Genomic DNA, 24,067 nt, shown 5'->3' with positions numbered 1-24,067 from the left:
GCAGGGGTTGCACAATTTTTGTTCGTAAGGTCTACTAACAAACATGTCCGTATCGGATGAAACGCGTCCGTCGATGACGTCGGAGCACGTCGGCGCGAGCGCGCACGCCTTCGGGCCGGCGCGGCACCTCCGCTCCCGCACCAAGGTGCTCCCCGAGCACGCCCGGGGGCACAACCGCGCCCTCGTCCTGCAGACGCTGTACCACTCGGGCGCGATGAGTCGCGCCGACCTCTCCCGCGAGACCGGGCTGACCCGCGTCACGATCTCCGACCTCGTCGCGGAGTTCATCGCCGACGGCATCGTCGTCGAGATGGGCGTGCGGGAGACCGTCGGACCGGGCAAGCCGCCGATCCTCATCGACATCGACCGCCTGGGCCACCAGATCGTCGGCATCGACCTCTCGGGCCCACAGGCGTTCGTCGGAGCGCTGTTGAGCCTGGACGGCGACGTGATCGAACGACGCGAGGTCGAGCGTCCCGAAGGAGCCGACGGAGACGCGGCCTACGCGGCACTCCTCGCTCTCGCCCGTGCCCTGTCGGACGCGGCGACGCAACCCGTGCTCGGTGTGGGCATCGGCACGCCCGGCGTGGTCCGGCCCGACGGAGTCGTGCTCAGCTCGCCCAACCTCGGCTGGTCGAATCTGCCGCTCGAGGCCAAGCTCGGCGTCGACCTGGACCTCCCCGTGCTCGTGCGGAACGACGCGAACGCGGCCGTGCTGGCCGAGTACACGTTCGGCGAGGCCAAGGCGGACTTCATGCTCATCAAGATCGGTCGAGGCGTCGGCGCCGGACTGATCACGGGAAGCCAGCCCCTGCTCGGCAGCCGGTTCGCCGCCGGAGAGATCGGACACGTCGTGGTCGGCACCGACGGCGGCCCGCGGTGCGCGTGCGGCAAGGACGGCTGCCTCGAAGCGTGGCTGAACGAGTCGCGGCTGCGGCCGGCGATCGACGCAGCGCCCTCGTCGCGAGACGACATCCTCCGCGACGCCGGCACCCGCATGGCCATCGCGATCGCACCGATCGTCGCGGCGCTCGACCTCTCGGAGGTCGTTCTGTCGGGTCCGGGCGACCTGCTCGACGGCACCCTCGTCGACGCCGCGGTCGAGACGCTGCACGCCCGCACGCTCGAGGGCGTGTTCGAAGACGTCGTGATCCGCCGCACGCTGCAGGACGACATCGTGCTGCGCGGCGCTGCCGTGATGGTGCTCTCCAGCCAGCTGGGCGTCTCGTGAGACGCGCAGCCGAAGGCGCCGCAGACAGGAGCTCCACCCGATGACGCGCGCCATCGTGGCCGGCCCGGCGGGTCGGCGGATTCGAGTGGGCCTGGACGTCGGTGGGACGAAGATCGACGCGGTCGCGGTGAGCGAGACCGGCGACATCCTCGCGCGCCTTCGCCGGCCCACCGGCTGGGGAGAGGATGCCGTGGTCGAGAGTGTCGTCGACGCCGTGACCGCCCTCGCGGCGGAGGCCGGCGCCGACCTCTTCGCGATCGACTCGGTCGGCATCGGCATCCCCGGGCTCGTCGACGCGGCCACCGGACGCGTTCTGCACGCCGTGAACCTCGGCGTCGAATCGCTCGACCTGTCCGATCGCGTCGGCGCCCGACTGGGCGTCGCGGTGCGCGTCGAGAACGACGTCAAGGCAGCTGCTCTGGGCGCGGCGGCGCTGCGCGGCATCGAGGGATCGATGGCCTACCTGAACCTCGGCACCGGCGTCGCGGCCGGAATCGTCGTCGACGGCGAGATCTGGCGCGGCTCCCGCGGCACGGCCGGCGAGGTCGGGCATCTCTCGGTCGACCCGGCCGGACGCCTCTGCGGCTGCGGACAGCGCGGCTGCATCGAGACCTTCTGCGGCGGGGGAGCCCTCGCCCGCGCATGGGAGCGCCCGGGTTCCCTGCCCGTGCGCGACATCCTCGACGCCGCGGATGCCGGTGACGAGCGCGCGCTCGCGCTGCGCGCCGACCTCTTCCACGGAGCGGCCGCGGCGGTGCGCGCCCTCGTGCTCTCGGCCGACGTCGAACGCGTCATCATCGGCGGAGGCCTCACCGCGCTCGGCGCGCGTCTCGAGGACGGTGTCCGCGCGGCCCTGCACGCGGGTGCCGAGGCCTCGGCCTTCATGAGGTCGCTGCACCTCGACGATAGGATCGAGCTGCTTCCGACCGGCTCGCCCGCCGCCGCCTTCGGCGCTGCCCTGGTCGGCGCCGCCACCCCCACCAAGGAGATCGTCACCCATGGCTGAAGTCGTCATCGTCGAGAACGCCGCCGCGGCGGGCTCACTGGTCGCCGCCGAGATCGTCGAGCTGATCGACGGACGTCCGGATGCGGTGCTGGGACTCGCCACGGGATCGACGCCGCTGCCGGTGTACCAGGCTCTGCGGACGCAGCTCGCGGGCCGTGACGTCTCGCAGGTGCGCGGCTTCGCGCTCGACGAGTACGTGGGCCTCGACCCCGCGCACCCCGAGAGCTACCGTTCGGTCATCACGCGCGAGGTCGTCGAGCCGCTCGGACTCGATCCGCGCCGCATCCACGTGCCGAACGGGGCCGAGGCCACGATCCAGCACGCGGGAGACGACTACGAGAAGGCGATCGACGCCGCGGGTGGCGTCGATCTGCAGATCCTCGGCATCGGCACCGACGGGCACATCGGCTTCAACGAGCCCGGTTCCTCGTTCGCGTCGCGCACGCGAGTCAAGACCCTCACGGAGCAGACGCGCGAGGACAACGCTCGCTTCTTCGACTCGATCGACGATGTGCCGCGTCACTGCATCACGCAGGGCCTCGGCACGATCCTGCGTGCGCGCCACCTCGTGCTCCTCGCGTTCGGCGAGGGCAAGGCGCAGGCCGTCGCCGACGCCGTCGAGGGTCCGCTGTCGGCGATCCTGCCGGGCTCCGCCGTCCAGCTGCACCCGCACGCCACGATCGTGGTGGACGAGGCGGCGGCGTCGCGCCTGAAGCTCGCCGACTACTACCGCTACACGTTCGCGAACAAGCCCTCCTGGCAGGGCATCTGACCCGATCCGGTTCCGTCGAGTTGCGCTCAGTTCCCGCGCGCCCAGGCCAGCGGGAGCAGATGCTCGACGCTGAGGGGTGCGAGCGGCAGCGTCTCGGCATCCGCCCGCGTGATCCAGCGGAGCTCTGCGAGCTCTGCCTGCACCGTGACGTCGGCGTGCGCGATCGACACCGAGAACGCGTCGGCGACGACCCGGTGACCCGGTTCGTTCGCCGCATCCGACACGAACCGCCCCAGCGACCGCAGATCGCTCTCGGCGAGCACCAGCCCGAGCTCCTCGTGCAGTTCGCGGATGAGGGTCTGCGCCGGTGTCTCCCCGGCCTCCGGCTTGCCGCCCGGCTGCATGAACCTCGTCGTGCCCTGCTTGCGCACGACGAGCACTCGTCCGTCGGCGTCGACGATGATCGCGGCGCTGACGTGGATGTCAGGCATCCGCGGCGAACACCTTGCCGGGGTTGAGGATCCCGAGGGGATCGAACACGCGGGTGATCTGGCGCTGCAGCTCCCACTGGTCGTCGCCCAGCTCGTCCGCCAGCCAGCGGCTCTTGAGCGTGCCGATCCCGTGCTCGCCGGTCAGCGTGCCGCCCAGGGCGATCGCCGCCCGGAAGAGCTCGTCCGCGGCCGCCCAGACGTGAGCGGGCGGCTCCGCACCCTCGAAGATGAAGTTCGGGTGCAGGTTGCCGTCACCCGCATGCGCGACGGTCGGGATGGTCATGTCGAAGGCCTTCTCGATGCGCGCGATCTCGTCGAACATCGCGGGCATCGCGCTGCGCGGTACCGAGACGTCCTCGATCAGCGTGGTGCCGAGGGCGGCCATGGCGGGGTGCATCGCGCGGCGGACGGCCAGCAGCCGCTCGCCCTCCTCGCGGTCGGAGGAGACGAGGGTGGCGCCGTCGTGGGCCGTGAGGATCTCGGCGATCACCGCCGCCTCCGCCACCGCGGCGGGTCCGTCGGTCTGGATCGTCAGCTGCGCGCTTCCCGCGGCCGGGGCAGGCAGCGCGAGCATGGTCGCGACGGCCGCGAGGCTCGCGGCGTCCATGAGCTCCATGATCGCGGGCTGGGTGCCGGAGGCCGTCACCGCAGCGGAGGCCGCGGCGGCGGAGCGCACGTCCGGGAAGGTGGCGGTGATCGTGCAGGTCGTGCCCTCCACCAGGCGGCGCAGCTTGAGCGTGGCGCCGACGACGACGCCGAGAGTGCCCTCCGAGCCGATCACGAGCGAGGTGAGGTCGAGGCCGGTCACGCCCTTGACGCTGCGGTGGCCGAGGTGCAGGAGACGGCCGTCGGCGAGCACGAGATCGACCCCGAGCACGGCGTCGCGCACGACGCCGTACTTCGCGCAGAGCAGGCCCCCGGCCCCGGTCGCGATGTTGCCGCCCACCGTGGAGATGGCGCGGCTCGCGGGATCCGGAGCCCACCACAGGCCGTGCTCGGCCAGAGCGTCGTTGAGGTCGGCGTTCAGGATGCCGGGTTCGACCACGGCGAGGAGATCGTCGGCGCGCACCTCGCGGATCGCGGTCATGCGTCGCGTCGACAGCACGATCTCGCCTTCGCCGCCGTTCGCCGCCCCGGCGAGACCCGTCCCGGCGCCGCGGACCACGACGGGTGTGCGGGTCTCGGTCGCGATGCGCATGACCGTCTGGACGTGCTCCACGGTCTCGGCGTGCACGACGGCGAGAGGCTTGCCGGGCGCCGCGTGGCCGGACTGATCGGCGCGCGCGCTCTCGAGAGAATCGGGGTCGGTGTCCACGAGCACGCCGAGGGCCGAGGTCAGCAGGTCGAGCGCGGTCATGCGATGCGCCGCCGACCGCTCACCACGCCGGCTCCGACCGCCACGATCGCGAAGGCCATGCCGATGATCGGCTGATCCATGAGCCACCAGGCGATCGTCACGCCCACGTAGATGAGGAGCTCGACGGCGGCGCGCAGGAACGGGTGCAGGCGGAGCACGGGCCGAGGGGAGAGGAACAGCGCCCAGAGGAGGATCACGATCACGGGCGCGCCGATGCCGAGCACGATGTTCCAGGGCAGCGGCCAGGTCGCGAAGCCCCAGAGAGCGAGGGTGCCGACGGCGATCACCAGCACGATGGAGCGGACGATGTCGAGAGCCGTGATGGTCGGGCGCTGCACGCCGGGTACGGGGGAGGGATCCTCGGGCATGGGATCCAGTCTATTCGCGGCGGGACGGCTCTCAGCGCGGTGACGTGGTGGCGGCGTCCAGGGTCTCGGTCGCCGCGATGACGGCCGCGGCCGCGGGCGCTGCCGCAGGATCAGGTGCCGGTGCGGGCTCAGGTGCCGGTGCCGGTGCGGACTCGGGTGCGGGCTCGGGTGCCGGTGCGGGCTCGGGTGCCGGTGCGGGCTCGGGTGCCGGTGCGGGCTCCGCAGTCGACGGCGCGACCGGCGCCGTCGCGACGACCTCCGCGGGAGCCTCCTCGGCGGGAGCCTCCTGGGCGGGAGTCTCCTCGGCGGGAGCGCCGCCCGGCGTCAGCAGGCACAGCGGGCCCGGGTCGAGGACGGAGAGATCCTGCAGGGTCGTCGTGGTCGACGCGCCCACCTGGTCGCCCGACACGTAGAAGAACTCCACCGTGGCGTTCTGGCACAGCTGCTGCAGCGTCGGTCGCAGGGTGATGTTGCCGTAGCCGATGCTCGGATCGGCGTCGGATGCCGACAGCACCGTCCCGCCTGCGATGCCGGAGCGTCCCGAGATGCGTGCGGCGACCGCGGAGTCCGCAACGCCGGAGACGGGGACGATGTACTCGGTCGTGATGAGGTCATCGCCGCCGATGATGAGCCAGGCCTCGGCGGCCGAGAACGAGGGCGTCCCCGCCGGGAGACCGGGCTCCGTCCCCGGGCCCGGTTCGGTGCCGGGGTCGGTTCCCGGATCGGTGGGATCTGTCGGCTCTACCGGAGGAGCGGGCGCCACGGGGGCGGTGTAGGCCGGGGCAGTGATCGCGGGCGCCTCGTCCTCGGCGGGCTCGGGTGCCACGGGCGTCTCGGCCGGCGGCGTCACCGGCGTCGGCACGGGCTCCGGGGTCACGGTCGTGACGGGCTTGTCGGCCGACATCGACGCGTCGGGGCCCACATCGGAGCTGATCGACGAGGAGTCGCTGTCTCCGGCGCTCGGCAGGGATGCGGCGGGGTTGGCTCCCGCGAGCCCGGGGAGGATGGTCGCAGCCGCGACCACGCCTGCCACCACGATCGCAGCGGAGCCGACGCCGACGAGCGCTCCGACGCCGCTGAACACGCCGCCGGTCGCTCCTGCACCGCCACCGGCGCCACCTGCACCGCCACCGGCGCCACCCGTGCCGCCCGCACCGCCGGCGGCGGACGCGCTGCCGGCCAGGACGGCACCCTGTGTGACACTCGACGGCATGGCGGCGAGGGCGACGATGGGCGCTCCGCCGCCCTGGAGCGTGGCGAGGTAGCCGGCGGATCCGCCGACGCCGAGCACGAGGGGCAGCAGCACGAGGGCGAGGCGCTTCGAGACGTCCTTCGCCTCGGCGGCGACGATCATGCAGCGGGCGCAGTCCTCGATGTGCGTTTCGAGACGCTTGTGGTCGCGCGTGCTGAGGTTGCCCCGCGAGTACGCGCCGAGGTGCTCGATGGTCCACTGGCAGTCCGAACCGGGTTCGGCGCTGCGGAGGTGGGCCTGGATCCAGGCCTCTCGCAGACCCTCGCGAGCGCGGAAGGCGAGCTGCGAGACGGCGCCGGCCTTCATGCCGAGGAGGGCGCCGGTCTCGGCGGGCTTCATCTGCTCGATCTCGGTGTACCAGAGCACCTCCTGCCAGCGGGAGGGGAGGCTGCGGAACGCCTGCGCCGTGAGGCTGCGGTCCAGGGCCTCGTTCGCGGCCTGCTCGGTGCTGTCGGGGTCGGCGACGGTGTCGAGCTCGTCGATCGCGGACTCGCGGCGGGAGCGTCCCCAGGCCGCGGCGGTGTTGCGGATGCTCGTGAAGAGATAGGCGCGGAAGGAGCCGTTGGGTCCGCCGCCCTTGATGATCGCCTGATAGATGCGCGTGTACGACTCCTGGACGAGGTCGTCCGGGTCGATCGACGAGGTGATGGAACGTGCGACCGACATGCCCGAGGGGTAGTGCCGTCTCCAGAGTTCGCCGAAGGCTGCGGCGTCGCCCGAGCGGGTCCGCAGAACGAGATCGGCGTCCGCGATCGCTTCGTCGTTCGAAGTGCTGTCGTGTCTCATGTCATCCATCTGTCATGGGGAGCGGATGCGTCCCCACATGAAGAGACGCGTGAGACCGTCCTTCATCACGCGCCTTCACCATTCTCTCTCCGATCTCCCAGGGACGCCACCCCGATCTGCAACTCCATCGAATCGAGTTATCGCAGAGAAACCCCTGGTCAAGAGGAATCTGCGGAGAGCGTGAAAGAGAATCTCGAAGAATTTCTGAGAAGTCGCGTAATGAATCGGGAACGCCTTCGTCTCATCACATAGAGACAGCCATGGGAGTCCACCGGGGGGCGGACGACCAGGCGCTGGTGCCGAGGGGCATGAGCACCGGTGAATGGCGGGTCGGGCGCCTCGGGGGAGGAGTTCCCGGCCCGCCGGCTCTGAGCAGGGGGCATAGTGCGGGGGTCGCCATTCTGGGGAACGGCGGCCCCCCACCCGCATGGAGAAGGACCGGAGAGCACGCAGCTGCGCGTCGCCGCGCGGGTCGGGTCAGGGGCGCCCGCCCACCCACACGCGCGCGACGCGCAGCTCAGCATCCAGCAGCACGGCATCCGCCACCGAGCCGGGCGCGAGTCCGCCCAACCGGGCACCGACCCCCACTGCCTCGGCGGGCGTGGCCGTGAGCGCGCGCACGGCCTCGGTCAGGGGGACTCCGGCTGCGACGGCGCGCTGGAGCGCCACGTCCTGCGTGAGCGTCGAGCCCGCGATCGAACCGGTGTCGTCGGCTCGGGCCACACCCTCGCGGACGGTCACGCTCACGGCGCCGAGGTCGTAGTGCCCGTCCGCGCTGCCGGCGGCGGCCATGGCGTCGGTGATGAGCGCGACGCGTCCCGGTGCGGTGTCGAACAGGAGCTTCACGACGTGCGGGTCGAGGTGCACGTCGTCGGCGATGCCCTCGAGCACCACGCGACGATCGGCCGCAGCGGCGAGGACGGGCCCCGGCGCGCGGTGATGGATCCCGGGCATCGCGTTGAAGGCGTGCGTGAGGATCGAGGCGCCCGCGTCGAACGCGGCCACCGCCATCGCGGCGTCCGCGTCGGTGTGCCCGACCGCGGCGGCGGCTCCCGCCTCCACGATCAGACGGATCGCCTCGAGCCCTCCGGGGAGCTCGGGGGCGATCGTGACCTGGCGCACGGTGCCGCGCCCCGCCGCGAGCAGTCGCGAGACGTCCTCGGCATGCGGGGCGCGCAGCAGGCTCGGCTCATGGGCGCCGTGGTGCCCCGGGTCGAGGAAGGGGCCTTCGAGGTGCGAGCCGAGGATGTCGGCATCCGTCGTCATGAGGTCCGCGATCTCCGCGACGCGCCGTGCGAGGTCGTCGAGCGGTGCGGTCACGAGCGACACGACCGCTCTGGTCGTGCCGTGCGCGCGGTGCAGGGCACGCGCCGTCCGGATCGCCTCCACGCCGTCGTCGAAGGATGCGCCCGCGCCGCCGTGCCCGTGGATGTCGATGAACCCGGGGGTGAGCAGCGCACCGGGTCCCGCCGTCGCAGCCGCGTCGACCACGCGGTCGGCGTGCTGCCACGAGGATCCCGTGCCGCTCGCGACGATCGCGCCGTCCTCGGCGCGCACCCAGGCGTCCTCCGTCACCCGTCCGGCGTCGACCAGTCGGGCGGAGTGGATGACGAGCGACCCCGATGCGGTCTGGTCGACCGTCATTCCGCGACCCAGGGGATCTCGGGAGCGGGGTGGAAGTTCACTCCGCGCGCACGCCACCCCGGTGCGAGACTCGCGAGCCGCTCGCGGAACGACTCCCAGGTGCGCCCCGGGGCCTCTTCCGGCGACCAGGCCACCTCCGCGAGCGCGGCGGCGCGAGGGAACACGAGCTGCTCGACGTCGGCGTAGGTGCGGGTGGTCTCGCTCCACAGCGGGGCCTCGACGCCGAGGATCACCTCGGCCGGGACGTCGAGCACGTCGGTCGGCTCCCACGAGTACGCGCGCTGCACATCGATCACGGCGGCCCAGGTGAGTCCGAGGGGGAACTCGGGCGTGTACTTCATGTCGAGGTAGGCGGCATCCGCGGCGGACATGATGAGCGCGCCGCCGCGGGCGACGAAGTGCTCTGCTTCCTCCGCGTGCGTGCCCTCGGGAGTCGTCTTGCCCCAGTACTGCCCGATCGTGCCCTCGGCGATGCCGTCCGCCGAACCCATCTCGTGCCATGCGACGGGGATCTTGCCCGCCTCGACGACGATCGCGGTCGCCCTCTCGGCGAACAGGTCGAAGTCGGCCTGCGGGGTGCCGAGCGACTCGTCGCCGCCGATGTGGATGTAGGGGCCGGGGGTCAGCTCGGCGAGCTCGCGGACCACGTCGCGCACGAAGTCGTAGGTGCGCTCCTCGTGGATCCGGACGCTGGAGTGCCCGACGCCCCAGCCCAGGTACGGCTCGCCCTTGACGGGGAGCGGCTGTCCGAGCTCCTTCGCCTGCGACACCAGTCCGTCGTTCAGCACGGGCTCCTCGACGAGCTCGGGGTAGGCGACGCCGATCGCGTGCGTGTGGCCCGGCAGGTCGATCTCGGGGATCACGATCATGTGGTGCGCGGCGGCGTACGCCACGATCTCGCGGTAGTCGTCCTGGGTGTAGAAGCCGCCGCGGTCGCCGTCGGCGGCCGACGCCGAGGAGAGCTCGGTGAGCTTCGGCCAGGAATCGATGTGGATGCGCCAGCCCTGATCGTCGCTGAGGTGCAGGTGCAGGTGGTTGAACTTGAGGGCGCTCGTCTCGTCGATGAAGCGCTTGACCTCGGCGACGTCGAAGAAATGGCGTGTGACGTCGAGCATGACGCCGCGGCGGGGGAAGCGCGGCGCGTCGACGATCTCGACGCGGGGCAGGCTCCACGCTCCGGCGTCTTCGCTCAGCAGCTGCAGCAGCGTCTGCACACCGTAGAACAGGCCCGCCTCGTCGCCGCCGACGATCTGCAGGCTCTCCCCGATCGAGAGTCGATATCCCTCGGCGGGAGCGGCGCCGGACTCCACGCGCAGGGTGATCGCCCCCGGCTCGGCGGCATCGGTGGTGGTGAGGCGGATGCCGGTGCGCTGCGCCACGGCATCCATCAGCTGGATCGCCGCGGGGGAGTCGCCGATGACTCGCATGCTCTCGGTGACCGGCACCCGGCCCTCGCCGAGGAGGGCGGAGGCGGGGAGGGGGACCAGAGGAAGTGGGAGAGGTAGGACCATGAACAAAACCTATCCCGAGAGCCGGTCGGCACACCAGGGAAATCCCGCTATGCTCGAACCGTCGCGACTGGCGTCTGGGTGGACTACCACCGGGGAGCGACTGACCACGGACTTCGACCGCGCGCCTGGGCCGATAGGAACACCCTTCGATTCCGTTGTCAGAGGAGCATGTCACCATGACCGACCGTTACTTCAACGCCCCGCTCGCCGAGGTCGACCCCGAGATCGCCGAGGTCCTCGACCGTGAGCTGAAGCGTCAGCAGACCTTCCTCGAGATGATCGCCTCCGAGAACTTCGTGCCCGTGTCCGTGCTGCAGTCGCAGGGCTCCGTCCTGACGAACAAGTACGCCGAGGGCTACCCCGGTCGCCGCTACTACGGCGGCTGCGAGGAGGTCGACGTCGCGGAGGAGCTCGCCATTCAGCGCGCCAAGGATCTCTTCGGCGCCGAGTTCGCCAACGTGCAGCCGCACTCCGGCGCCTCCGCGAACGCCGCCGTGCTGCACGCGATCGCCCGCCCCGGCGACACCCTCCTCGGGCTCTCGCTCGACCAGGGCGGACACCTGACGCACGGCATGAAGATCAACTTCTCCGGTCGTCTCTACGACATCGTCGCCTACGGCGTGAACCCCGAGACCTCGGTCATCGACATGGACGAGGTGCGCCGCCTCGCTCTCGAGCACAAGCCGAAGGTCATCATCGCGGGTTGGTCGGCGTACCCCCGCACGCTCGACTTCGAGGCGTTCCGCGCGATCGCCGACGAGGTGGGCGCGCTGCTCTGGGTCGACATGGCCCACTTCGCCGGACTCGTCGCCGCGGGCCTGCATCCCAACCCCGTGCCGCACGCGCACGTCGTGTCGTCGACCGTGCACAAGACCATCGGCGGCCCCCGTTCGGGCTTCATCCTCACGAACGACGCCGACATCGCCAAGAAGATCAACACCGCGGTCTTCCCGGGTCAGCAGGGCGGCCCGCTCATGCACGTGATCGCCGCCAAGGCGACCGCGTTCAAGCTCGCCGGCACCCCGGAGTTCGCCGAGCGCCAGGAGCGGGTGCTGCGCGGTGCGTCCATCCTCGCCGAGCGACTCTCGCAGCAGGACGTCAAGGACGCCGGCATCGGCGTGCGCTCGGGCGGCACCGACGTGCACCTCGTGCTCGTGGACCTGCGCGACGCCGAGATCGACGGCAAGCAGGCCGAGGACCTCCTACACGACATCCACATCACCGTGAACCGCAACGCCGTCCCGAACGACCCGCGCCCGCCGATGGTCACCTCGGGTCTGCGCATCGGCACCCCGGCCCTCGCGACCCGCGGCTTCGGCGACGCCGAGTTCACCGAGGTCGCCGACGTGATCGCGCTCGCCCTGATCCCCGGCGCCGATGTGGAGGCCCTCCGTGCCCGCGTGGACGCGCTCGCCGCGGCCTTCCCGCTCTACCCGGACCTGCAGCAGTGACCGCGGTCGTCCTCGACGGCAAGGCGGCGTCGGCCGAGATCAAGGCCGAACTCACCGAGCGCGTCGCCGCGCTGAAGGCGAAGGGCATCGTGCCCGGGATCGCGACCGTGCTGGTGGGCGCCGACCCGGCATCGCAGCTCTACGTCGGCATGAAGCACCGGCAGTCCGAGGCGATCGGGATGAACTCGATCCAGCGCGAGCTGTCGGCCGACGCCTCGCAGGCCGACGTCGAGGCGCTGATCGACGAGCTCAACGCCGACGACAGCTGCCACGGCTACATCGTGCAGCTCCCGCTGCCGAAACACATCGACACCGATGCGATCCTCGAGCGGATCGACCCCGCGAAGGATGCCGACGGCCTGCACCCCACCAACCTGGGGCGTCTCGTGCTCAACGTGAACAGCCCGATCCACACCCCGCTGCCGTGCACGCCGCGCGGTGTGATCGAGCTGCTGCTGCGAAACGACTACGACCTGAAGGGCAAGCACGTGGTGGTCGTCGGCCGCGGCGTGACGATCGGTCGCTCGATCGGCCTGCTGCTCACGCGGCGGGACCTGAACGCGACGGTCACTCTCACGCACACGGGCACGGTCGACATGCCGCGCTACCTGCGCGAGGCCGACGTGATCGTGGCCGCGGCGGGCGTCAAGCACCTCATCCGCGCTGAGGACGTGAAGCCCGGTGCCGCCGTGCTCGACGTGGGCGTGACGCGGGAGAGCGACCCCGAGACGGGCAAGAGCCTGGTCTTCGGCGACGTGCACCCCGATGTGGCCGAGGTCGCGGGATGGGTGTCGCCCAACCCCGGCGGCGTGGGCCCCATGACGGTCGCGCTGCTCATGACCAACGTGGTCGAGGCGGCCGAGCGGCTGGCCTGACGCCGATGCCGGACGGGTCGGCCGAACGCCTGGCCTGACGACATTGCGGGACGGGTCGGCTCAGCCGAGCTCGTCCAGCATGCGGCGCTGCTCGGGGGTGAGCCCGTCGTTCAGCTCGTCGCGGGCTTCTGCGGTCGAACGCGACTCCGGACGCGCGGGAGTCTCGTTCGTACGCTGTCCGGAGATCTTCGACTGGGCCAGATCGTAGATCTCGCCGGCCTTGGCGCGCATCCGGTCGTCGACCCTGTCGTAGATCACCCAGCCGAGCAGGAGGAACAGAGGCGGGAGCACATAGCTCCAGAAGCCCGAGGCGCGGACGCCGCTGAGCCAGACGACGGCGACCCAGATGATCAGCTCGACCAGGTAGACGAGCACGTACTGCACGACCTTCTCGCCCGCCTTCGTGCGGTCGGCTGCCGACTTCGCGGCGGCGCGGCGGAACAGGGACGTCAGGAGCGGCTTGAGGAACAGCGACGCGAGCGTGAGGATGACCGAGGCCCACAGGGCGTTGAATCCGACGGAGACCCCGGGCGACAGCCAGCCGATCAGCAGCAGGACGACGACGTTGAACACGTAGAGCGCGGCGAACCGGACGATTCCGTTCTTCATGCGCCCAGACTCCCACACCCGTGCGGTCCGCACGACCCCGGTAGTCTCCGGACATGCGCATCGTCGTATCGGGCACTCACGCCAGCGGGAAGAGCACCCTGATCGCGGACTTCCGCCTGCGGCATCCGGAGTTCTCCCTGCTTCCCGACCCGTTCGAGCTTCTGGACGAGGCGGGCGATGCCCCGAGCGGCGCCCTCTTCGGAGCGCAGCTGCGGATCTCCGCCGACCGTCTTCGCGACGAGACCACCGGGGACATGATCGCCGAGCGCGGTCCGGTCGACTTCCTGGCCTACCTGCTGGCCCTCGATGATCTCGGCGGCCACGGGCTCGGCCGGGAGGCGCTCGCTCACGCGATCTCACTCACTCGGTCGGCGATGTCAGGCGTCGATCTCCTCGTCGTGCTGCCGCTCTCGGCGCGCGACGCGATTCCTGTGGGGGACGACGAGCATCTCGAGTTGCGACAGGCGATGAACGAGCAGCTGCTCGACCTCGTCGACGACCCGGACGTCCTGGGCGACGGCATGGTCGTCGCCGAGGTGTCGGGGCCACCGGACGTCCGGCTCGCGCGACTCCTCGATGCGGTGGAGAGCGAGCGCGGCTGAGCGATCGTCCGGTCGAGTCCGGTCAGCCCTGCGGCTGCAGGCTGCTCTCGATGTTCGCGATGCGGGCCTGGTCGTCGAAGCGGAAGGTCGCGGAGCCGCTCGCGTCGCTGACGGTGGCACCCGAGAACGATTCGTCGGTCCAGGTGAGGTTCCAGCCGGCGAGGCGCGCGGCGTCCCAGACCGAGGTGCGGGCATCGGGCAGGGCGAGCGTGGAGAGCACGCGGGGGAGCACGATCGCGGCATCCGCCACGGTGAGGGGCGCGAGGGGCAGATCGAGCAGGAACACCGCGACCGTGCCGCCGCCGACCGGTGCGACGTAGTACGGAGCCCGGCCCGTGAGTTCGACGGCCACGGCGCCGACCGTGTGCGCGGCGGCGGTGATCCAGGTGTCGTCGCCCGCGGCGTCGGCGGGGAAGGGGAGCTCAGGCTCGCTCAGCTCGCGGATGCCGTGTTCGGCACCGTAGTCGCGCAGTTGCGCCGCGAGCCCGGCGGGGTCGCCCTGGGGATGAGCCCATGCCCAGAGCAGGGACCGGGGCCCCGGGGCGATCGTCGCGACGAGGTGCGCCCGACCGACGAGCTGACGGGACGGGTCGTCGTTCGCCGTGAAGACGAGCGTGCCTGCGCCCATGTCGGCGTCCCAGTGGTTGTCGCCGAGCGTCTCCAGCTCGCGCGCGAGGGAGTCCTGGCGGAGAGCGGTGAACAGTGCGGCACGGTCGGCGAGGGGCTGGAGCGCGGCGAAGGTCATGCCCACAGTCTCGCCCCGATTGCTATGAATCCGCCAACTCCCCGTGCCTGACTCCCAGCGCCGCGGCGGGTCGCCCCATGCGCCAGACGGTCGGCACCAGGAGGGTCACGACAGCGACGCTCGCATAGACGATGCCCGAGGTCACCAGCACGGTCACGACGTCGGCGTGCGTGACGAGCCAGCCGTACACGAGGGTGCCGATGGGCAGGATGACGTAGCTGCCGAGCATGTCGTAGCTGTACACGCGCGAGAGCTTGTCGCCGGGGACGTTCTCCATCATGGCCACGTTCCAGCCGGTGCTGAACACCTCCGTCCCCGCCCCGGCGAGGAACGCGGCGATCGCGAGCAGCACCACGGCGGGGTGGACGCCGAGAACGGTGAGCGGGATCGCGAACGTCGCCATGCCGATCATCCCGTAGCGCAACGGCCGCTTCAGCGGGAACCACAGGAGCACGAGCGTCATCAGCAGCACGCCCAGGCCCTCGGCGCTCACGACCCACCCCCAGCCCGCGACTCCGAGTCGCTCGTCGGTCTTCGCGATGTACGGGCCGATCACGCCCCAGGCGCCGATGTGGATGCCGTTCATGATCATGAAGGCGACCACGATCGTCCACAGCCAGGTGCGGCTCGCGAACTCCCGCCATCCGACCCGGAGGTCGTGGAACAGGGAGGTGCCTCCGCCGTGCGCAGGCGGAGGCAGGCGGACCATCGCGAGGACCGGGATCGCGACGGCCCAGGCGACGGCCTGCGCGACCATGACCCAGGCGGGGCCGGCGGTCGCGACGACGATGCCGGCGATGACCGGTCCGCCGATCACGGTCGCGGAGCGCACGAACGACAGCATGGCGTTGGCCTGCTGCAGATGCTCGGGCGTTGTCAGCTGCGGGATGATGCCCTGCATCGCGGGGAGCACGAACGCGGTCGATGCGCCGTTGAGCACGGACAGCAGGGCGAGCAGGGGGACGGTCGCCGTGCCCGAGAACAGCAGCGCGGCCATGGTGCCGATGCTGACGATGTCGATCACGTAGCAGGACTGGATGATGAGAGCACGCGGCAGACGGTCGGCCACGACGCCGCCGAACAGCAGGAACACGATGTTGCTGAGCGTGAAGGCGGCGAGCACGAACGACAGCGACTGCGGGTCGTTGTCGATCTCGAGCACAGCGAACGCCAGCGCGATCGACGACATCGACCCCGTGATCATGGTGATCGCGCGCGCGAGGAAGAACCAGCGGAACCCGCGGTCCTGCATCGCAGCGAGAGCGCGGATCATCGCGCGGGCTCACTCGTGTGCATCAGGCCATCCTGCCACCGGACACCCCCGCGCCGGGGTCAGTAGCTCGCGCGCCCCGAACCCTCGGATGCCGGGAGGAAGCGCGCAGCGAGCGCCTCGGAGGCCCGCGCCAGCAATGCCACGTCCGCACCCACCGCGACGAAGTCGGCGCCGCCGGCGATGTACGCGTCGGCGGCGGCCGGGTCGAAGGCGTTCACACCGACCGCCGTGCCCTGGGCGCGCACCGCGGCGAACACGCTCTCGACTGCGGCGACCACGTCGGGATGCGTCTGCTGACCGAGCAGCCCCATCGAGGCCGACAGGTCGGATGGGCCGACGAAGACGGCATCCACTCCGTCGACGGCCGCGATCTCGGATGCCGCCGCGACGCCCGCAGTCGTCTCGATCTGCACCGTGAGGGAGGTGTGGCGGGCGGAGTCGCGGAGGTACCCGTCGACGCGATTCCACCGCGCGCTGCGTGCGAGCGCGCTGCCGACGCCCCGCACGCCCTCGGGCGGATACCGGGTGGCGGCGACCGCGGCACGGGCCTGGTCGGCAGACGACACCATCGGGACGATGATGTTCTGCGCGCCGAGGTCGAGGACCTGCTTGATCGCGACGGCGTCGTTCGCGGGAACCCGCACGACCGGGGTGATCGGGTAGGCGGCGACGACCTGCAGCTGTACCAGGGTCGACTCGAGCGTGTTGGCGGAGTGCTCCATGTCGATCAGCAGCCAGTCGAGACCGGAACCTGCCGCCACCTCGGTCACGAGCGGACTGCCCGAGCATGCCCACATGCCGATGAGCGGGCGATCGGATGCCGCGAGAGCCTCGCGGAAGGACGGGGTCAGACGAAGCGGCATGTGATGGTTCCCATCGGTCCGTAGTCGCACAGCACCTCGTCGCCGCGCGACACCCACATCGGGCGCGTGAACGATCCTGCCAGGATGATCTCCCCGGCCTCCAGGCGCGCGCCGTGCTGGTGGAACTTGTTCGCGAGCCAGGCGACGCCGGTCGCCGGGTGTCCGAGGACTCCGGCGGCGACGCCGGTCTCCTCGATCTCGCCGTTGCGCGACAGCACTCCGGGCACCCAGCGCAGGTCGATCTCATCGGGCCGTCGACGCTCGGTGCCGAGCACCATCGCGCCGTACGCCGCGTTGTCGCTGATCGTGTCGACGATCGTGCGGCCCTCCAGCTCGATGTGGGAGTTCAGGACCTCGAGAGCGGGCACCGCGTAGTCGATCGCGGCGAGGGCGTCGTCGAGCGTACAGTCCGGGCCTTCGAGCGGACGCGCGAGCACGAACGCGAGCTCGACCTCGATGCGCACGTTGGAGAAGTGGGCGTGCGGGATCTCAGACCCGGACTCGTACACGGTGTCGTCGAACATGACGCCGTAGTCGGGCTCGGTGATGCCGGTCGCCTGCTGCATGGCCTTCGATGTCAGCCCGATCTTGCGGCCGACGAGGCGACGTCCGGCCTCGATCTGCGCGTCGCGCCAGACGCCCTGGATGGCGTACGAGTCCTCGACCGTGGCATCCGGGTACCGCGACGTGATCCGCGGGATCACGCCGTGCGTGCGGTCGGCCTCGGCCAGTTCCGCGGCGATCTGCGCGATGTCGTCGTGCGAGAGCATCCGTTCCTCCTCCTTCAGGACCGTCTATTTCTGCCGAGTGGCAGAAATGGACCGTCTATTCGCGCCATACGGCAGAAATAGACGGGGGTTAGAGCTGGTTGCCGAGCTTCTTCTCGCCGTCCTCGGCGCGCGTGTACGAGAAGCCGTCGGCGCCGATCGTGACCGCCATCTCGCTCGAGTCGGTGCGAGCGACGACCGGTTGCGGATTCCCGTCGAGGTCGAGCACGAGCGAGGCGTCGGTGTACCAGGAGGGGACGACCGGGTTGCCCCACCAGTCGCGACGCTGGTTGTCGTGCACATCCCAGGTGATGACCGGGTTGTCGGGGTCGCCGGTGTAGTAGTCCTGCGTGTAGACCTCGACGCGGTGCCCGTCGGGGTCACGCAGGTAGAGGTAGAACGCGTTGCTCACCCCATGGCGGCCGGGGCCGCGCTCGATCGCGTCGGAGCGTCGCAGGGCCCCGAGCTTGTCGCAGATCGCGAGGATGTTGTGCTTCTCGTGCGTCGCGAAGCACACGTGGTGCATGCGGGGTCCGTCGCCGCCGGTCATGGCGGTGTCGTGCACGGTGGGCTTGCGGCGCATCCACGCCGCGTACACGGTGCCCTCCTCGTCCTGGATGTCCTCCGTGACGCGGAACCCGAGGTCCTGCATGAACTTCACCGCGCGGGGCACGTCGGGGGTGACCTGGTTGAAGTGGTCGAGGCGGACGAGCTCGCCGGGGATGTGCAGGTCGTACCGCCACGACATCCGCTCGACGTGATCGCTCTGGTGGAAGAACTCGATCGGGAAGCCGAGCGGATCGACCACGCGGACGGAGTCTCCGACGCCCTTCACGAAACCGTCGGGGTTGCGGCGCACGTCGCAGCCGAGCTCGGTGTAGAACGCGACGGCGCGGTCGAGGTCGGCGGGCTCGCGCACCCGGTACGAGAACGCCGCGACGGCGGCGACAGGTCCCTTGCGGAGCACGAGGTTGTGGTGGATGAATTCCTCGGTCGAGCGCAGGTAGATCGCCTCGTCGTCCTCCTCGGTCACGTAGAGCCCGAGGACGTCGACGTAGAACACCCGTGAAGCGGCGAGGTCGGTGACGACGAGCTCCATGTAGGCGCAGCGCAGCACGTCGGGCGGGGTGCCCTGTGGCGTCGCGATGGGGTTCTCGGTACGGATCGGCGCCTCCTGGCTCACGTAGTAGCCGGCGGAGGTGAGCGTCATCTCGTGACGGTCGGTCATGTCAGCGTCCTTGCTCTCATCTGCGTTTCGTCTCGCTTCGCTCGCTCAACGACCGAAGCTCTTGCGTTTCGTCTCGCTTCGCTCGCTCAACGACCGAAGCTCTTGCCTGTCGTCTCGCTTCGCTTGCTCGACGACCGAAGCTCTCTGGTCAGTTCTTGCCGAAGGTGGGGTTGTGCGCGCCGCCGAGCGTGATGTGCACGCTCTGCTGGTCGGTGTAGAAGTCGATCGAGCGGTAGCCGCCCTCGTGGCCCAGCCCCGAGGCCTTGACGCCACCGAACGGGGTGCGGAGGTCGCGCACGTTGTTGCTGTTGAGCCACACCATCCCCGCCTCGACCGCCTGCGCGAAGTTGTGCGCGCGCTTCAGGTCGTTGGTCCAGATGTATGCCGCGAGACCGTACTTCGTGTTGTTCGCGAGGGCGAGCGCCTCCTCGTCGGAGTCGAACGGCGTGATCGCGACGACCGGACCGAAGATCTCCTCCTGGAAGATGCGCGCATCGGGGGAGACGTCGGCGAACACGGTCGGAGCCACGAAGTTGCCCTCCTCGAACCCCTCGGGACGACCACCGCCGGCGACGAGACGCCCCTCGCTCTTGCCGATCTCGACGTACGACATCACCTTCTCGTAGTGCTCGGGATGCACGAGCGCACCGACCTCGGTCGCCGGGTCGTGCGGGTACCCGACCTTGACGCGTTTCGCCTGCGCCGCGTAACGCTCGACGAACTCGTCGTAGATCGACCGCTCGACGATGATGCGGGACCCGGCGGTGCAGCGCTCGCCGTTGAGCGAGAACACCCCGAAGATGGTGGCGTCCACCGCCGCCTCGATGTCGGCGTCGGCGAAAACGACGGCGGGCGACTTGCCGCCGAGCTCCATCGACAGGCCCTTCAGGAAGGGCGCGGCGTTGCCGAAGATGATCTGGCCGGTGCGGCTCTCGCCCGTGAACGAGATGAGCGGGACGTCCGGATGCTTCACGAGGGCGTCGCCGGCATCCTCACCGAGTCCGTTGACGAGGTTGAACACGCCCTGCGGCAGCCCTGCCTCCTCGAAGATCCCCGCCCACAGCGAGGCGGACAGCGGCGTGAACTCGGCGGGCTTGAGCACGACGGTGTTGCCGGTCGCGAGCGCGGGGCCCAGCTTCCACGACTCGAGCATGAACGGCGTGTTCCACGGGGTGATGAGCCCCGCGACGCCGATCGGCTTGCGGTTGACGTAGTTCATCTGCTTGCCGGGCACCTTGAAGGCGTCGTCGGACTGCGCCACGATCAGGTCGGCGAAGAAGCGGAAGTTCTCGGCCGCACGCCGTGCCTGGCCGAGGGCCTGCGTGATCGGCAGTCCGGAGTCGTACGACTCCAGCTCGGCGAGCCGGGCGTCGCGCGACTCCACGATGTCGGCGATGCGGTGCAGCACTCGCGAGCGCTCACGCGGAAGCATGCGCGGCCACGGGCCCTCATCGAACGCGCGCTTCGCTGCGGCGACCGCGAGGTCGATGTCGACCTTCTTGCCCGCCGAGGCTGTGGTGTAGGTCTCGTTCGTGACCGGGTCGAGCACGTCGAACGTGTCACCGTCGACCGAGTCGACGAAGGCGCCGTCGATGTAGTGCCTGATGTGGTCGGGCAGGTCTGCGGGGATGCGGGAGTCGGTCATGAGAGCCCTCCTGTCGTGTGGGTGCGGGTGTGGAGCGCGTCGAGGAAGGCATCCCTCGTGCGCCAACGGTGATCGCGGGCCACCAGCTCGATCTCGAGCGGGTCGGCACCGATGCGGATGAGCTCGACGATCTGCGAGTGCTCCTCGACCGAGTGCCGCGCGCGGCCGGGCACCGACGCGAACGTCGAATCGCGGATGCCGGACAGCCGCGACCATCCGCGGTGCACCAGGTCGAGCAGGTGCGGGTTGGGGCACGGCTCGAACAGCACGGAGTGGAACTGCCGGTTGAGTTCGGTGAAGGCGTGCGCGTCGAGATGATCGAGCATCCGCGCCATACGTTCGTTGATGCGCGTGGCCTCGTCGAGCGCGGCCTCGTCGAGCAGGGGAGCGGAGAGCGCGGTCGCCGAGCCCTCGACGATCCCGAGCGTCTGCATGGTGTGGGCGTACTCGCTCTCGTCGACCAGCGTTACGCGGGCGCCGACGTTGCGCTCGAAGGTCACGAGCCCTTCGGCCTCGAGGCGTCGGATCGCTTCGCGGACGGGCACGACGCTCATCTGCAGGTCCTCGGCGATGGAGCCGAGCACGAGGCGGTAGCCGGGGCTGAACATGTGGCCGGTGATGCGCGAGCGGATCCACTCGTACGCGACCTCCGACTTGCTCGTCGCGGTCGTGCTCATGAGCGTGCCTCGTAGCGTGCGCGCCACTCGGCGTTCATGGGGAAGAGCCCGTCGACCGGGTGGCCTGCGGCGACCTGCTCGGCCACCCAGGTGTCCTCGACCTCCTGTGCGAGCGCGGCGTCTGCGACCTCCGCAGCGAGGGACGGCGGGATGACGATGACGCCGTCGGAGTCGCCCACGACGATATCGCCCGGTTGCACTGTGGCACCGCCGCACGCGATCGTGACGTCGACCTCCCACGGCACGTGGCGGCGTCCGAGCACGGACGGGTGCGCGCCCTGCGAGAAGACGGGGAAGCCGAGCGCGGCGACCGCCTCGTAGTCGCGCACACCCCCGTCGGTGACGACGCCTGCGGCGCCGAGCGTCTGCGCGCGCAGCGCCATGACGTCTCCCAGGGTGCCGCTCGAGGCATCGCCCCGGGCCTCGATCACGATGACCTCGCCCTCGCCGACCGTGTCGAACGCGCGCTTCTGGGCGTTGTATCCGCCGCCGTGCGACGCGAACAGATCTTCACGGAACGGCACGAAGCGCAGGGTCTTCGCGGTGCCGACGACCTTCGCGCCGGCGATGTTCGCGGAGACGCCGTCGACGAAGCATCCGTGATGCCCGCGCTTGCGCAGCTGCGCCGACAGGCCGGCGGTCGGCGCCTCGAGCAGCTTCGCGCGGAGGTCGGGCGAGAGGGTCGGTGCCGGTGCGGGCAGTCCGGCTTCCTCGCGCGACCCCCAGGCCTCGGTGCGCTGGAGGTCGTCGACCGCGGGAAGCGATCCGATCTCCGGATCGAAGGGCACGTCACCCGGCGTCACGGTGGTCACGAGGCGCCCGGAGGTCGGTGCGCCGGGCGCGTCCGGCGCATCCACCTCGATCTCGACGACGTCGCCGGGCACGATCACCGAGGAGCCGGCGGGCGTGCCCGTGAGGATCACATCGCCGGTCTCGAGCGTGAAGTGCTGCGACAGGTCGGCCACGAGCTGCGCGAGGGGGAAGATCAGTCCGGCGGTGGTGTCCTCCTGCCGGAGCTCTCCGTTGACCCAGGCACGCACGCGCAGTGCGGCGGGATCCACCGCGCGGGCGTCGATCAGGTCGGGTCCGAGCGGCGTGTAGCCGTCGCCGCCCTTGGAGCGGACGTTGGAGCCCTTGTCGTTCGCGCGGAGGTCGTAGAGGCCGAGATCGTTCGCGGCCGTGACGGCGGCGACGTGGTCCCAGGCGTCCTCGAGCGCCACCCGCCGCGCGGGAGCGCCGATCACGAGGGCGATCTCGCCCTCGAAGGCGAGGAGTTCGGTGCCGGCCGGGCGCTCGACCGTGCCCCCCGAGATGCCGACCGAACTCGTCGGCTTGAAGAAGTAGGAGGGGGCGGCGGGGCGGCGGCCGCGCTGCTCGGCCCGGGAGGCGTAGCTCAGGTGGATCGCGATGATCTTGCCGGGGCGGGTCATGGATGCCGTCACGGGGGCGCCTCCTCGCGCATCGTCACGACGCCGTATTGCGTCGTATCCGAAATCGTATATCATCGAGATCACCCCGGCAACCCGCCCGCTCCGTTCGTTCGGATCACGCAGGAATGCCGTGACAGTGCCGTCACCATCAAAGGAGATACCCATGAGCGGGCAGCCACAGGGCGGGTTCACACCCACCGGCACCATCGCCTCCGCGACCGATCGCCGTCGCGTCGTGTTCGCCACCGTCGTCGGGACCACCGTCGAGTGGTACGACTTCTTCATCTACGCCACGGCCGTCGGTCTGGTGTTCGGCCAGCTCTTCTTCGAGCCGCTCGGTGCCAACAGCGCCCTGATCGCCTTCGCGACCGTCGGCGTGAGCTTCCTGTTCCGCCCGCTCGGTGCCTTCCTCGCCGGTCACTACGGCGACAAGCTCGGTCGCAAGACCGTGCTCATGTGGACACTGATCCTCATGGGCGCCGCGACCGCTCTGATCGGCATCCTCCCCACCTATCAGGCGATCGGGATCACCGCGCCGGTGCTGCTCGTGCTGCTCCGCATCATCCAGGGCATCTCCGCCGGCGGTGAGTGGGGCGGCGCTGTGCTGATGGCCGTCGAGCACGCGCCGCGCACCAAGCGCGGCATCTTCGGAGCCTCTCCACAGATCGGCGTGCCGCTCGGGCTGCTGCTGGCGTCCGGCGTGATGGCGCTCATGACGGCGATCGCGCCCGGCGACCAGTTCCTCTCCTGGGGCTGGCGCGTGCCCTTCCTGCTCAGCGTCGTGCTGATCCTCGTCGGTTACTACGTCCGCCGCCGCGTCGAGGAGAGCCCGGTGTTCGCCGAGCTCGCGGAGCGCAAGGAGCGCGCCAGGATGCCGATCGTCCAGCTGTTCAAGAAGCATCTGCTGCTCGTGATCATCGCCGCGTTCGTGTTCGCCGGCAACAACGCCGTCGGCTACATGACCACGGGCGGATACATCCAGGGCTACGCCACCAACCCCGATGGCCCGATCGGCCTCGAGCGCGGACCCGTGCTGTGGGCGGTCGCCGGCTCCGCCGTCACCTGGCTGCTCACCACGCTGCTGGCAGGCTGGGTCTCCGATCGCATCGGGCGCCGCACGACCTACATCATCGGCTGGGTCCTGCAGCTCGTGGGCGTGTTCACGCTCTTCCCGCTCGTCAACACGGGCGAGATCGGACTCCTGTTCGCGGGACTCGCGATCCTCACGATCGGCCTCGGGTTCACGTACGGGCCGCAGGCGGCGCTGTACACCGAGCTCTTCCCGGCCAGCATCCGCTTCTCGGGCGTCTCGATCTCCTACGCGATCGGCGCGATCGCGGGAGGCGCGTTCGCTCCGACCATCGCGACCGCGATCGTGCAGGCGACCGGCTCGACGCAGGCGGTCACCTGGTACCTTGCCGGGATGACCGTGCTCGGCCTCATCGCCACGCTGCTGCTGCGCGACCGCTCCGGCATCCCGCTCGGACCGGACCACGAGGAGGAGCAGTCGGTGAGCCCCGTCTACGGCATGGCGAGGGCGTGAT

22 protein-coding genes and 1 riboswitch are annotated in these 24,067 nt (G+C 70.4%); of the genes, 7 read left to right on the top strand and 15 right to left on the bottom strand.

The window, feature by feature from the left end:
• The first annotated feature begins 43 nt into the window (after positions 1-43).
• From AKH00_RS05195 to nagB, 3 genes are read left to right on the top strand one after another with little or no spacing between them, the layout of a single operon-like run.
• Positions 44-1,231, top strand: a complete 1,188-nt coding sequence (locus AKH00_RS05195; RefSeq protein ID WP_050721584.1) for an ROK family transcriptional regulator — start codon at positions 44-46, stop codon at positions 1,229-1,231.
• 40 nt (positions 1,232-1,271) lie between these two features.
• The gene (locus AKH00_RS05190; RefSeq protein ID WP_235556694.1) at positions 1,272-2,237 is read left to right on the top strand and encodes an ROK family protein; all 966 of its coding nucleotides are present in this window, start codon (positions 1,272-1,274) and stop codon (positions 2,235-2,237) included.
• Positions 2,230-3,009: a glucosamine-6-phosphate deaminase gene (gene nagB / locus AKH00_RS05185; RefSeq protein WP_050721583.1), complete on the top strand. Its 780-nt coding sequence runs from the start codon at positions 2,230-2,232 to the stop codon at positions 3,007-3,009. Before AKH00_RS05190 ends, nagB begins: the two co-directional genes overlap by 8 nt.
• Positions 3,010-3,035: 26 nt before the next feature.
• Here the strand turns inward: nagB and AKH00_RS05180 are convergent, their stop codons facing one another.
• The 6 genes from AKH00_RS05180 to AKH00_RS05155 form a co-directional block, all read right to left on the bottom strand.
• On the bottom strand, positions 3,036-3,440 hold the full coding sequence (locus tag AKH00_RS05180; protein WP_050721582.1) for an NUDIX hydrolase: 405 nt from the start codon (positions 3,438-3,440) through the stop codon (positions 3,036-3,038).
• Positions 3,433-4,797, bottom strand: a complete 1,365-nt coding sequence (locus AKH00_RS05175; protein ID WP_050721581.1) for an FAD-binding oxidoreductase — start codon at positions 4,795-4,797, stop codon at positions 3,433-3,435. Before AKH00_RS05175 ends, AKH00_RS05180 begins: the two co-directional genes overlap by 8 nt.
• A complete protein-coding gene (locus AKH00_RS05170) occupies positions 4,794-5,165 on the bottom strand; it encodes a YrdB family protein (protein WP_050721580.1) in 372 nt (123 codons plus the stop codon). The genes AKH00_RS05175 and AKH00_RS05170 overlap by 4 nt, the downstream gene beginning before the upstream one ends.
• Before the next feature lie 31 nt (positions 5,166-5,196).
• On the bottom strand, positions 5,197-7,203 hold the full coding sequence (locus AKH00_RS05165; RefSeq protein WP_161804378.1) for a sigma-70 family RNA polymerase sigma factor: 2,007 nt from the start codon (positions 7,201-7,203) through the stop codon (positions 5,197-5,199).
• Positions 7,204-7,680: 477 nt separating this feature from the next.
• On the bottom strand, positions 7,681-8,847 hold the full coding sequence (gene nagA / locus AKH00_RS05160) for an N-acetylglucosamine-6-phosphate deacetylase (protein ID WP_050721578.1): 1,167 nt from the start codon (positions 8,845-8,847) through the stop codon (positions 7,681-7,683).
• Entirely contained in the window at positions 8,844-10,358 is a 1,515-nt protein-coding gene (locus AKH00_RS05155; RefSeq protein WP_050721577.1) for a beta-N-acetylhexosaminidase, read from the bottom strand. The genes nagA and AKH00_RS05155 overlap by 4 nt, the downstream gene beginning before the upstream one ends.
• 53 nt (positions 10,359-10,411) lie before the next feature.
• Positions 10,412-10,496: riboswitch (ZMP/ZTP riboswitch) on the top strand.
• Positions 10,497-10,534: 38 nt separating this feature from the next.
• Here AKH00_RS05155 and glyA point away from each other — a divergent pair.
• Positions 10,535-11,809, top strand: coding sequence for a serine hydroxymethyltransferase (gene glyA / locus AKH00_RS05150; RefSeq protein ID WP_050721576.1), 1,275 nt, complete (start codon positions 10,535-10,537; stop codon positions 11,807-11,809).
• Positions 11,806-12,684, top strand: a complete 879-nt coding sequence (locus tag AKH00_RS05145; protein ID WP_050721575.1) for a bifunctional methylenetetrahydrofolate dehydrogenase/methenyltetrahydrofolate cyclohydrolase — start codon at positions 11,806-11,808, stop codon at positions 12,682-12,684. Before glyA ends, AKH00_RS05145 begins: the two co-directional genes overlap by 4 nt.
• Positions 12,685-12,744: 60 nt before the next feature.
• On the opposite strand, the gene AKH00_RS05140 is transcribed toward AKH00_RS05145, so the two are convergent.
• Positions 12,745-13,293, bottom strand: a complete 549-nt coding sequence (locus AKH00_RS05140) for a phage holin family protein (RefSeq protein WP_050721574.1) — start codon at positions 13,291-13,293, stop codon at positions 12,745-12,747.
• A 53-nt stretch (positions 13,294-13,346) separates the two neighbouring features.
• On the opposite strand from AKH00_RS05140, the gene AKH00_RS05135 reads away from it, so the two are divergent.
• Complete coding sequence (locus AKH00_RS05135) at positions 13,347-13,895, top strand: hypothetical protein (protein ID WP_050721573.1); 549 nt, start codon at positions 13,347-13,349, stop codon at positions 13,893-13,895.
• Between the two features lie 22 nt (positions 13,896-13,917).
• On the opposite strand, the gene AKH00_RS05130 is transcribed toward AKH00_RS05135, so the two are convergent.
• The 8 genes from AKH00_RS05130 to AKH00_RS05095 all read right to left on the bottom strand — a co-directional run bounded on the left by AKH00_RS05130 (position 13,918) and on the right by AKH00_RS05095 (position 22,523).
• Complete coding sequence (locus tag AKH00_RS05130; protein ID WP_050721572.1) at positions 13,918-14,640, bottom strand: DUF6882 domain-containing protein; 723 nt, start codon at positions 14,638-14,640, stop codon at positions 13,918-13,920.
• Between the two features lie 22 nt (positions 14,641-14,662).
• Entirely contained in the window at positions 14,663-15,913 is a 1,251-nt protein-coding gene (locus AKH00_RS05125; protein ID WP_050721571.1) for an MFS transporter, read from the bottom strand.
• A gap of 59 nt (positions 15,914-15,972) precedes the next feature.
• The gene (locus tag AKH00_RS05120; protein ID WP_050721570.1) at positions 15,973-16,776 is read right to left on the bottom strand and encodes an HpcH/HpaI aldolase family protein; all 804 of its coding nucleotides are present in this window, start codon (positions 16,774-16,776) and stop codon (positions 15,973-15,975) included.
• Positions 16,761-17,546, bottom strand: coding sequence for a 2-keto-4-pentenoate hydratase (locus AKH00_RS05115; protein WP_050721569.1), 786 nt, complete (start codon positions 17,544-17,546; stop codon positions 16,761-16,763). Before AKH00_RS05115 ends, AKH00_RS05120 begins: the two co-directional genes overlap by 16 nt.
• Before the next feature lie 88 nt (positions 17,547-17,634).
• The gene (gene hpaD, locus AKH00_RS05110) at positions 17,635-18,771 is read right to left on the bottom strand and encodes a 3,4-dihydroxyphenylacetate 2,3-dioxygenase (RefSeq protein WP_050721568.1); all 1,137 of its coding nucleotides are present in this window, start codon (positions 18,769-18,771) and stop codon (positions 17,635-17,637) included.
• 148 nt (positions 18,772-18,919) lie between these two features.
• Positions 18,920-20,416, bottom strand: a complete 1,497-nt coding sequence (gene hpaE / locus AKH00_RS05105) for a 5-carboxymethyl-2-hydroxymuconate semialdehyde dehydrogenase (protein ID WP_050721567.1) — start codon at positions 20,414-20,416, stop codon at positions 18,920-18,922.
• Positions 20,413-21,093, bottom strand: a complete 681-nt coding sequence (locus tag AKH00_RS05100; RefSeq protein WP_050721566.1) for a GntR family transcriptional regulator — start codon at positions 21,091-21,093, stop codon at positions 20,413-20,415. The genes hpaE and AKH00_RS05100 overlap by 4 nt, the downstream gene beginning before the upstream one ends.
• Positions 21,090-22,523: a fumarylacetoacetate hydrolase family protein gene (locus tag AKH00_RS05095; protein ID WP_050722063.1), complete on the bottom strand. Its 1,434-nt coding sequence runs from the start codon at positions 22,521-22,523 to the stop codon at positions 21,090-21,092. The genes AKH00_RS05100 and AKH00_RS05095 overlap by 4 nt, the downstream gene beginning before the upstream one ends.
• A gap of 163 nt (positions 22,524-22,686) precedes the next feature.
• Here AKH00_RS05095 and AKH00_RS05090 point away from each other — a divergent pair, with 163 nt between their 5' ends.
• Positions 22,687-24,066 (top strand): MFS transporter, encoded by a 1,380-nt coding sequence (locus tag AKH00_RS05090; RefSeq protein WP_050721565.1) that lies wholly within the window; start codon positions 22,687-22,689, stop codon positions 24,064-24,066.
• Position 24,067: the final 1 nt, after the last annotated feature.

Source organism: Microbacterium sp. GCS4, from assembly GCF_001262495.1.
In the GTDB taxonomy this organism is placed as follows: Bacteria; Actinomycetota; Actinomycetes; order Actinomycetales; family Microbacteriaceae; genus Microbacterium.
The sequence above is the reverse complement of the archived record's forward strand: the minus strand, read 5'-3'. Positions and strand labels throughout refer to the sequence as shown.

Excerpts from the sequence above, each read along its gene's own strand:
- AKH00_RS05195 (WP_050721584.1), top strand. The coding sequence starts at position 44 with ATGTCCGTATCGGATGAAACGCGTCCGTCGATGACGTCGGAGCACGTC.
- AKH00_RS05190 (WP_235556694.1), top strand. The coding sequence starts at position 1,272 with ATGACGCGCGCCATCGTGGCCGGCCCGGCGGGTCGGCGGATTCGAGTG.
- nagB (WP_050721583.1), top strand. The coding sequence starts at position 2,230 with ATGGCTGAAGTCGTCATCGTCGAGAACGCCGCCGCGGCGGGCTCACTG.
- AKH00_RS05180 (WP_050721582.1), bottom strand. The coding sequence starts at position 3,440 with ATGCCTGACATCCACGTCAGCGCCGCGATCATCGTCGACGCCGACGGA.
- AKH00_RS05175 (WP_050721581.1), bottom strand. The coding sequence starts at position 4,797 with ATGACCGCGCTCGACCTGCTGACCTCGGCCCTCGGCGTGCTCGTGGAC.
- AKH00_RS05170 (WP_050721580.1), bottom strand. The coding sequence starts at position 5,165 with ATGCCCGAGGATCCCTCCCCCGTACCCGGCGTGCAGCGCCCGACCATC.
- AKH00_RS05165 (WP_161804378.1), bottom strand. The coding sequence starts at position 7,203 with ATGAGACACGACAGCACTTCGAACGACGAAGCGATCGCGGACGCCGAT.
- nagA (WP_050721578.1), bottom strand. The coding sequence starts at position 8,847 with ATGACGGTCGACCAGACCGCATCGGGGTCGCTCGTCATCCACTCCGCC.
- AKH00_RS05155 (WP_050721577.1), bottom strand. The coding sequence starts at position 10,358 with ATGGTCCTACCTCTCCCACTTCCTCTGGTCCCCCTCCCCGCCTCCGCC.
- glyA (WP_050721576.1), top strand. The coding sequence starts at position 10,535 with ATGACCGACCGTTACTTCAACGCCCCGCTCGCCGAGGTCGACCCCGAG.
- AKH00_RS05140 (WP_050721574.1), bottom strand. The coding sequence starts at position 13,293 with ATGAAGAACGGAATCGTCCGGTTCGCCGCGCTCTACGTGTTCAACGTC.
- AKH00_RS05135 (WP_050721573.1), top strand. The coding sequence starts at position 13,347 with ATGCGCATCGTCGTATCGGGCACTCACGCCAGCGGGAAGAGCACCCTG.
- AKH00_RS05130 (WP_050721572.1), bottom strand. The coding sequence starts at position 14,640 with ATGACCTTCGCCGCGCTCCAGCCCCTCGCCGACCGTGCCGCACTGTTC.
- AKH00_RS05125 (WP_050721571.1), bottom strand. The coding sequence starts at position 15,913 with ATGATCCGCGCTCTCGCTGCGATGCAGGACCGCGGGTTCCGCTGGTTC.
- AKH00_RS05120 (WP_050721570.1), bottom strand. The coding sequence starts at position 16,776 with ATGCCGCTTCGTCTGACCCCGTCCTTCCGCGAGGCTCTCGCGGCATCC.
- AKH00_RS05115 (WP_050721569.1), bottom strand. The coding sequence starts at position 17,546 with ATGCTCTCGCACGACGACATCGCGCAGATCGCCGCGGAACTGGCCGAG.
- hpaD (WP_050721568.1), bottom strand. The coding sequence starts at position 18,771 with ATGACCGACCGTCACGAGATGACGCTCACCTCCGCCGGCTACTACGTG.
- hpaE (WP_050721567.1), bottom strand. The coding sequence starts at position 20,416 with ATGACCGACTCCCGCATCCCCGCAGACCTGCCCGACCACATCAGGCAC.
- AKH00_RS05100 (WP_050721566.1), bottom strand. The coding sequence starts at position 21,093 with ATGAGCACGACCGCGACGAGCAAGTCGGAGGTCGCGTACGAGTGGATC.
- AKH00_RS05095 (WP_050722063.1), bottom strand. The coding sequence starts at position 22,523 with ATGACCCGCCCCGGCAAGATCATCGCGATCCACCTGAGCTACGCCTCC.
- AKH00_RS05090 (WP_050721565.1), top strand. The coding sequence starts at position 22,687 with ATGAGCGGGCAGCCACAGGGCGGGTTCACACCCACCGGCACCATCGCC.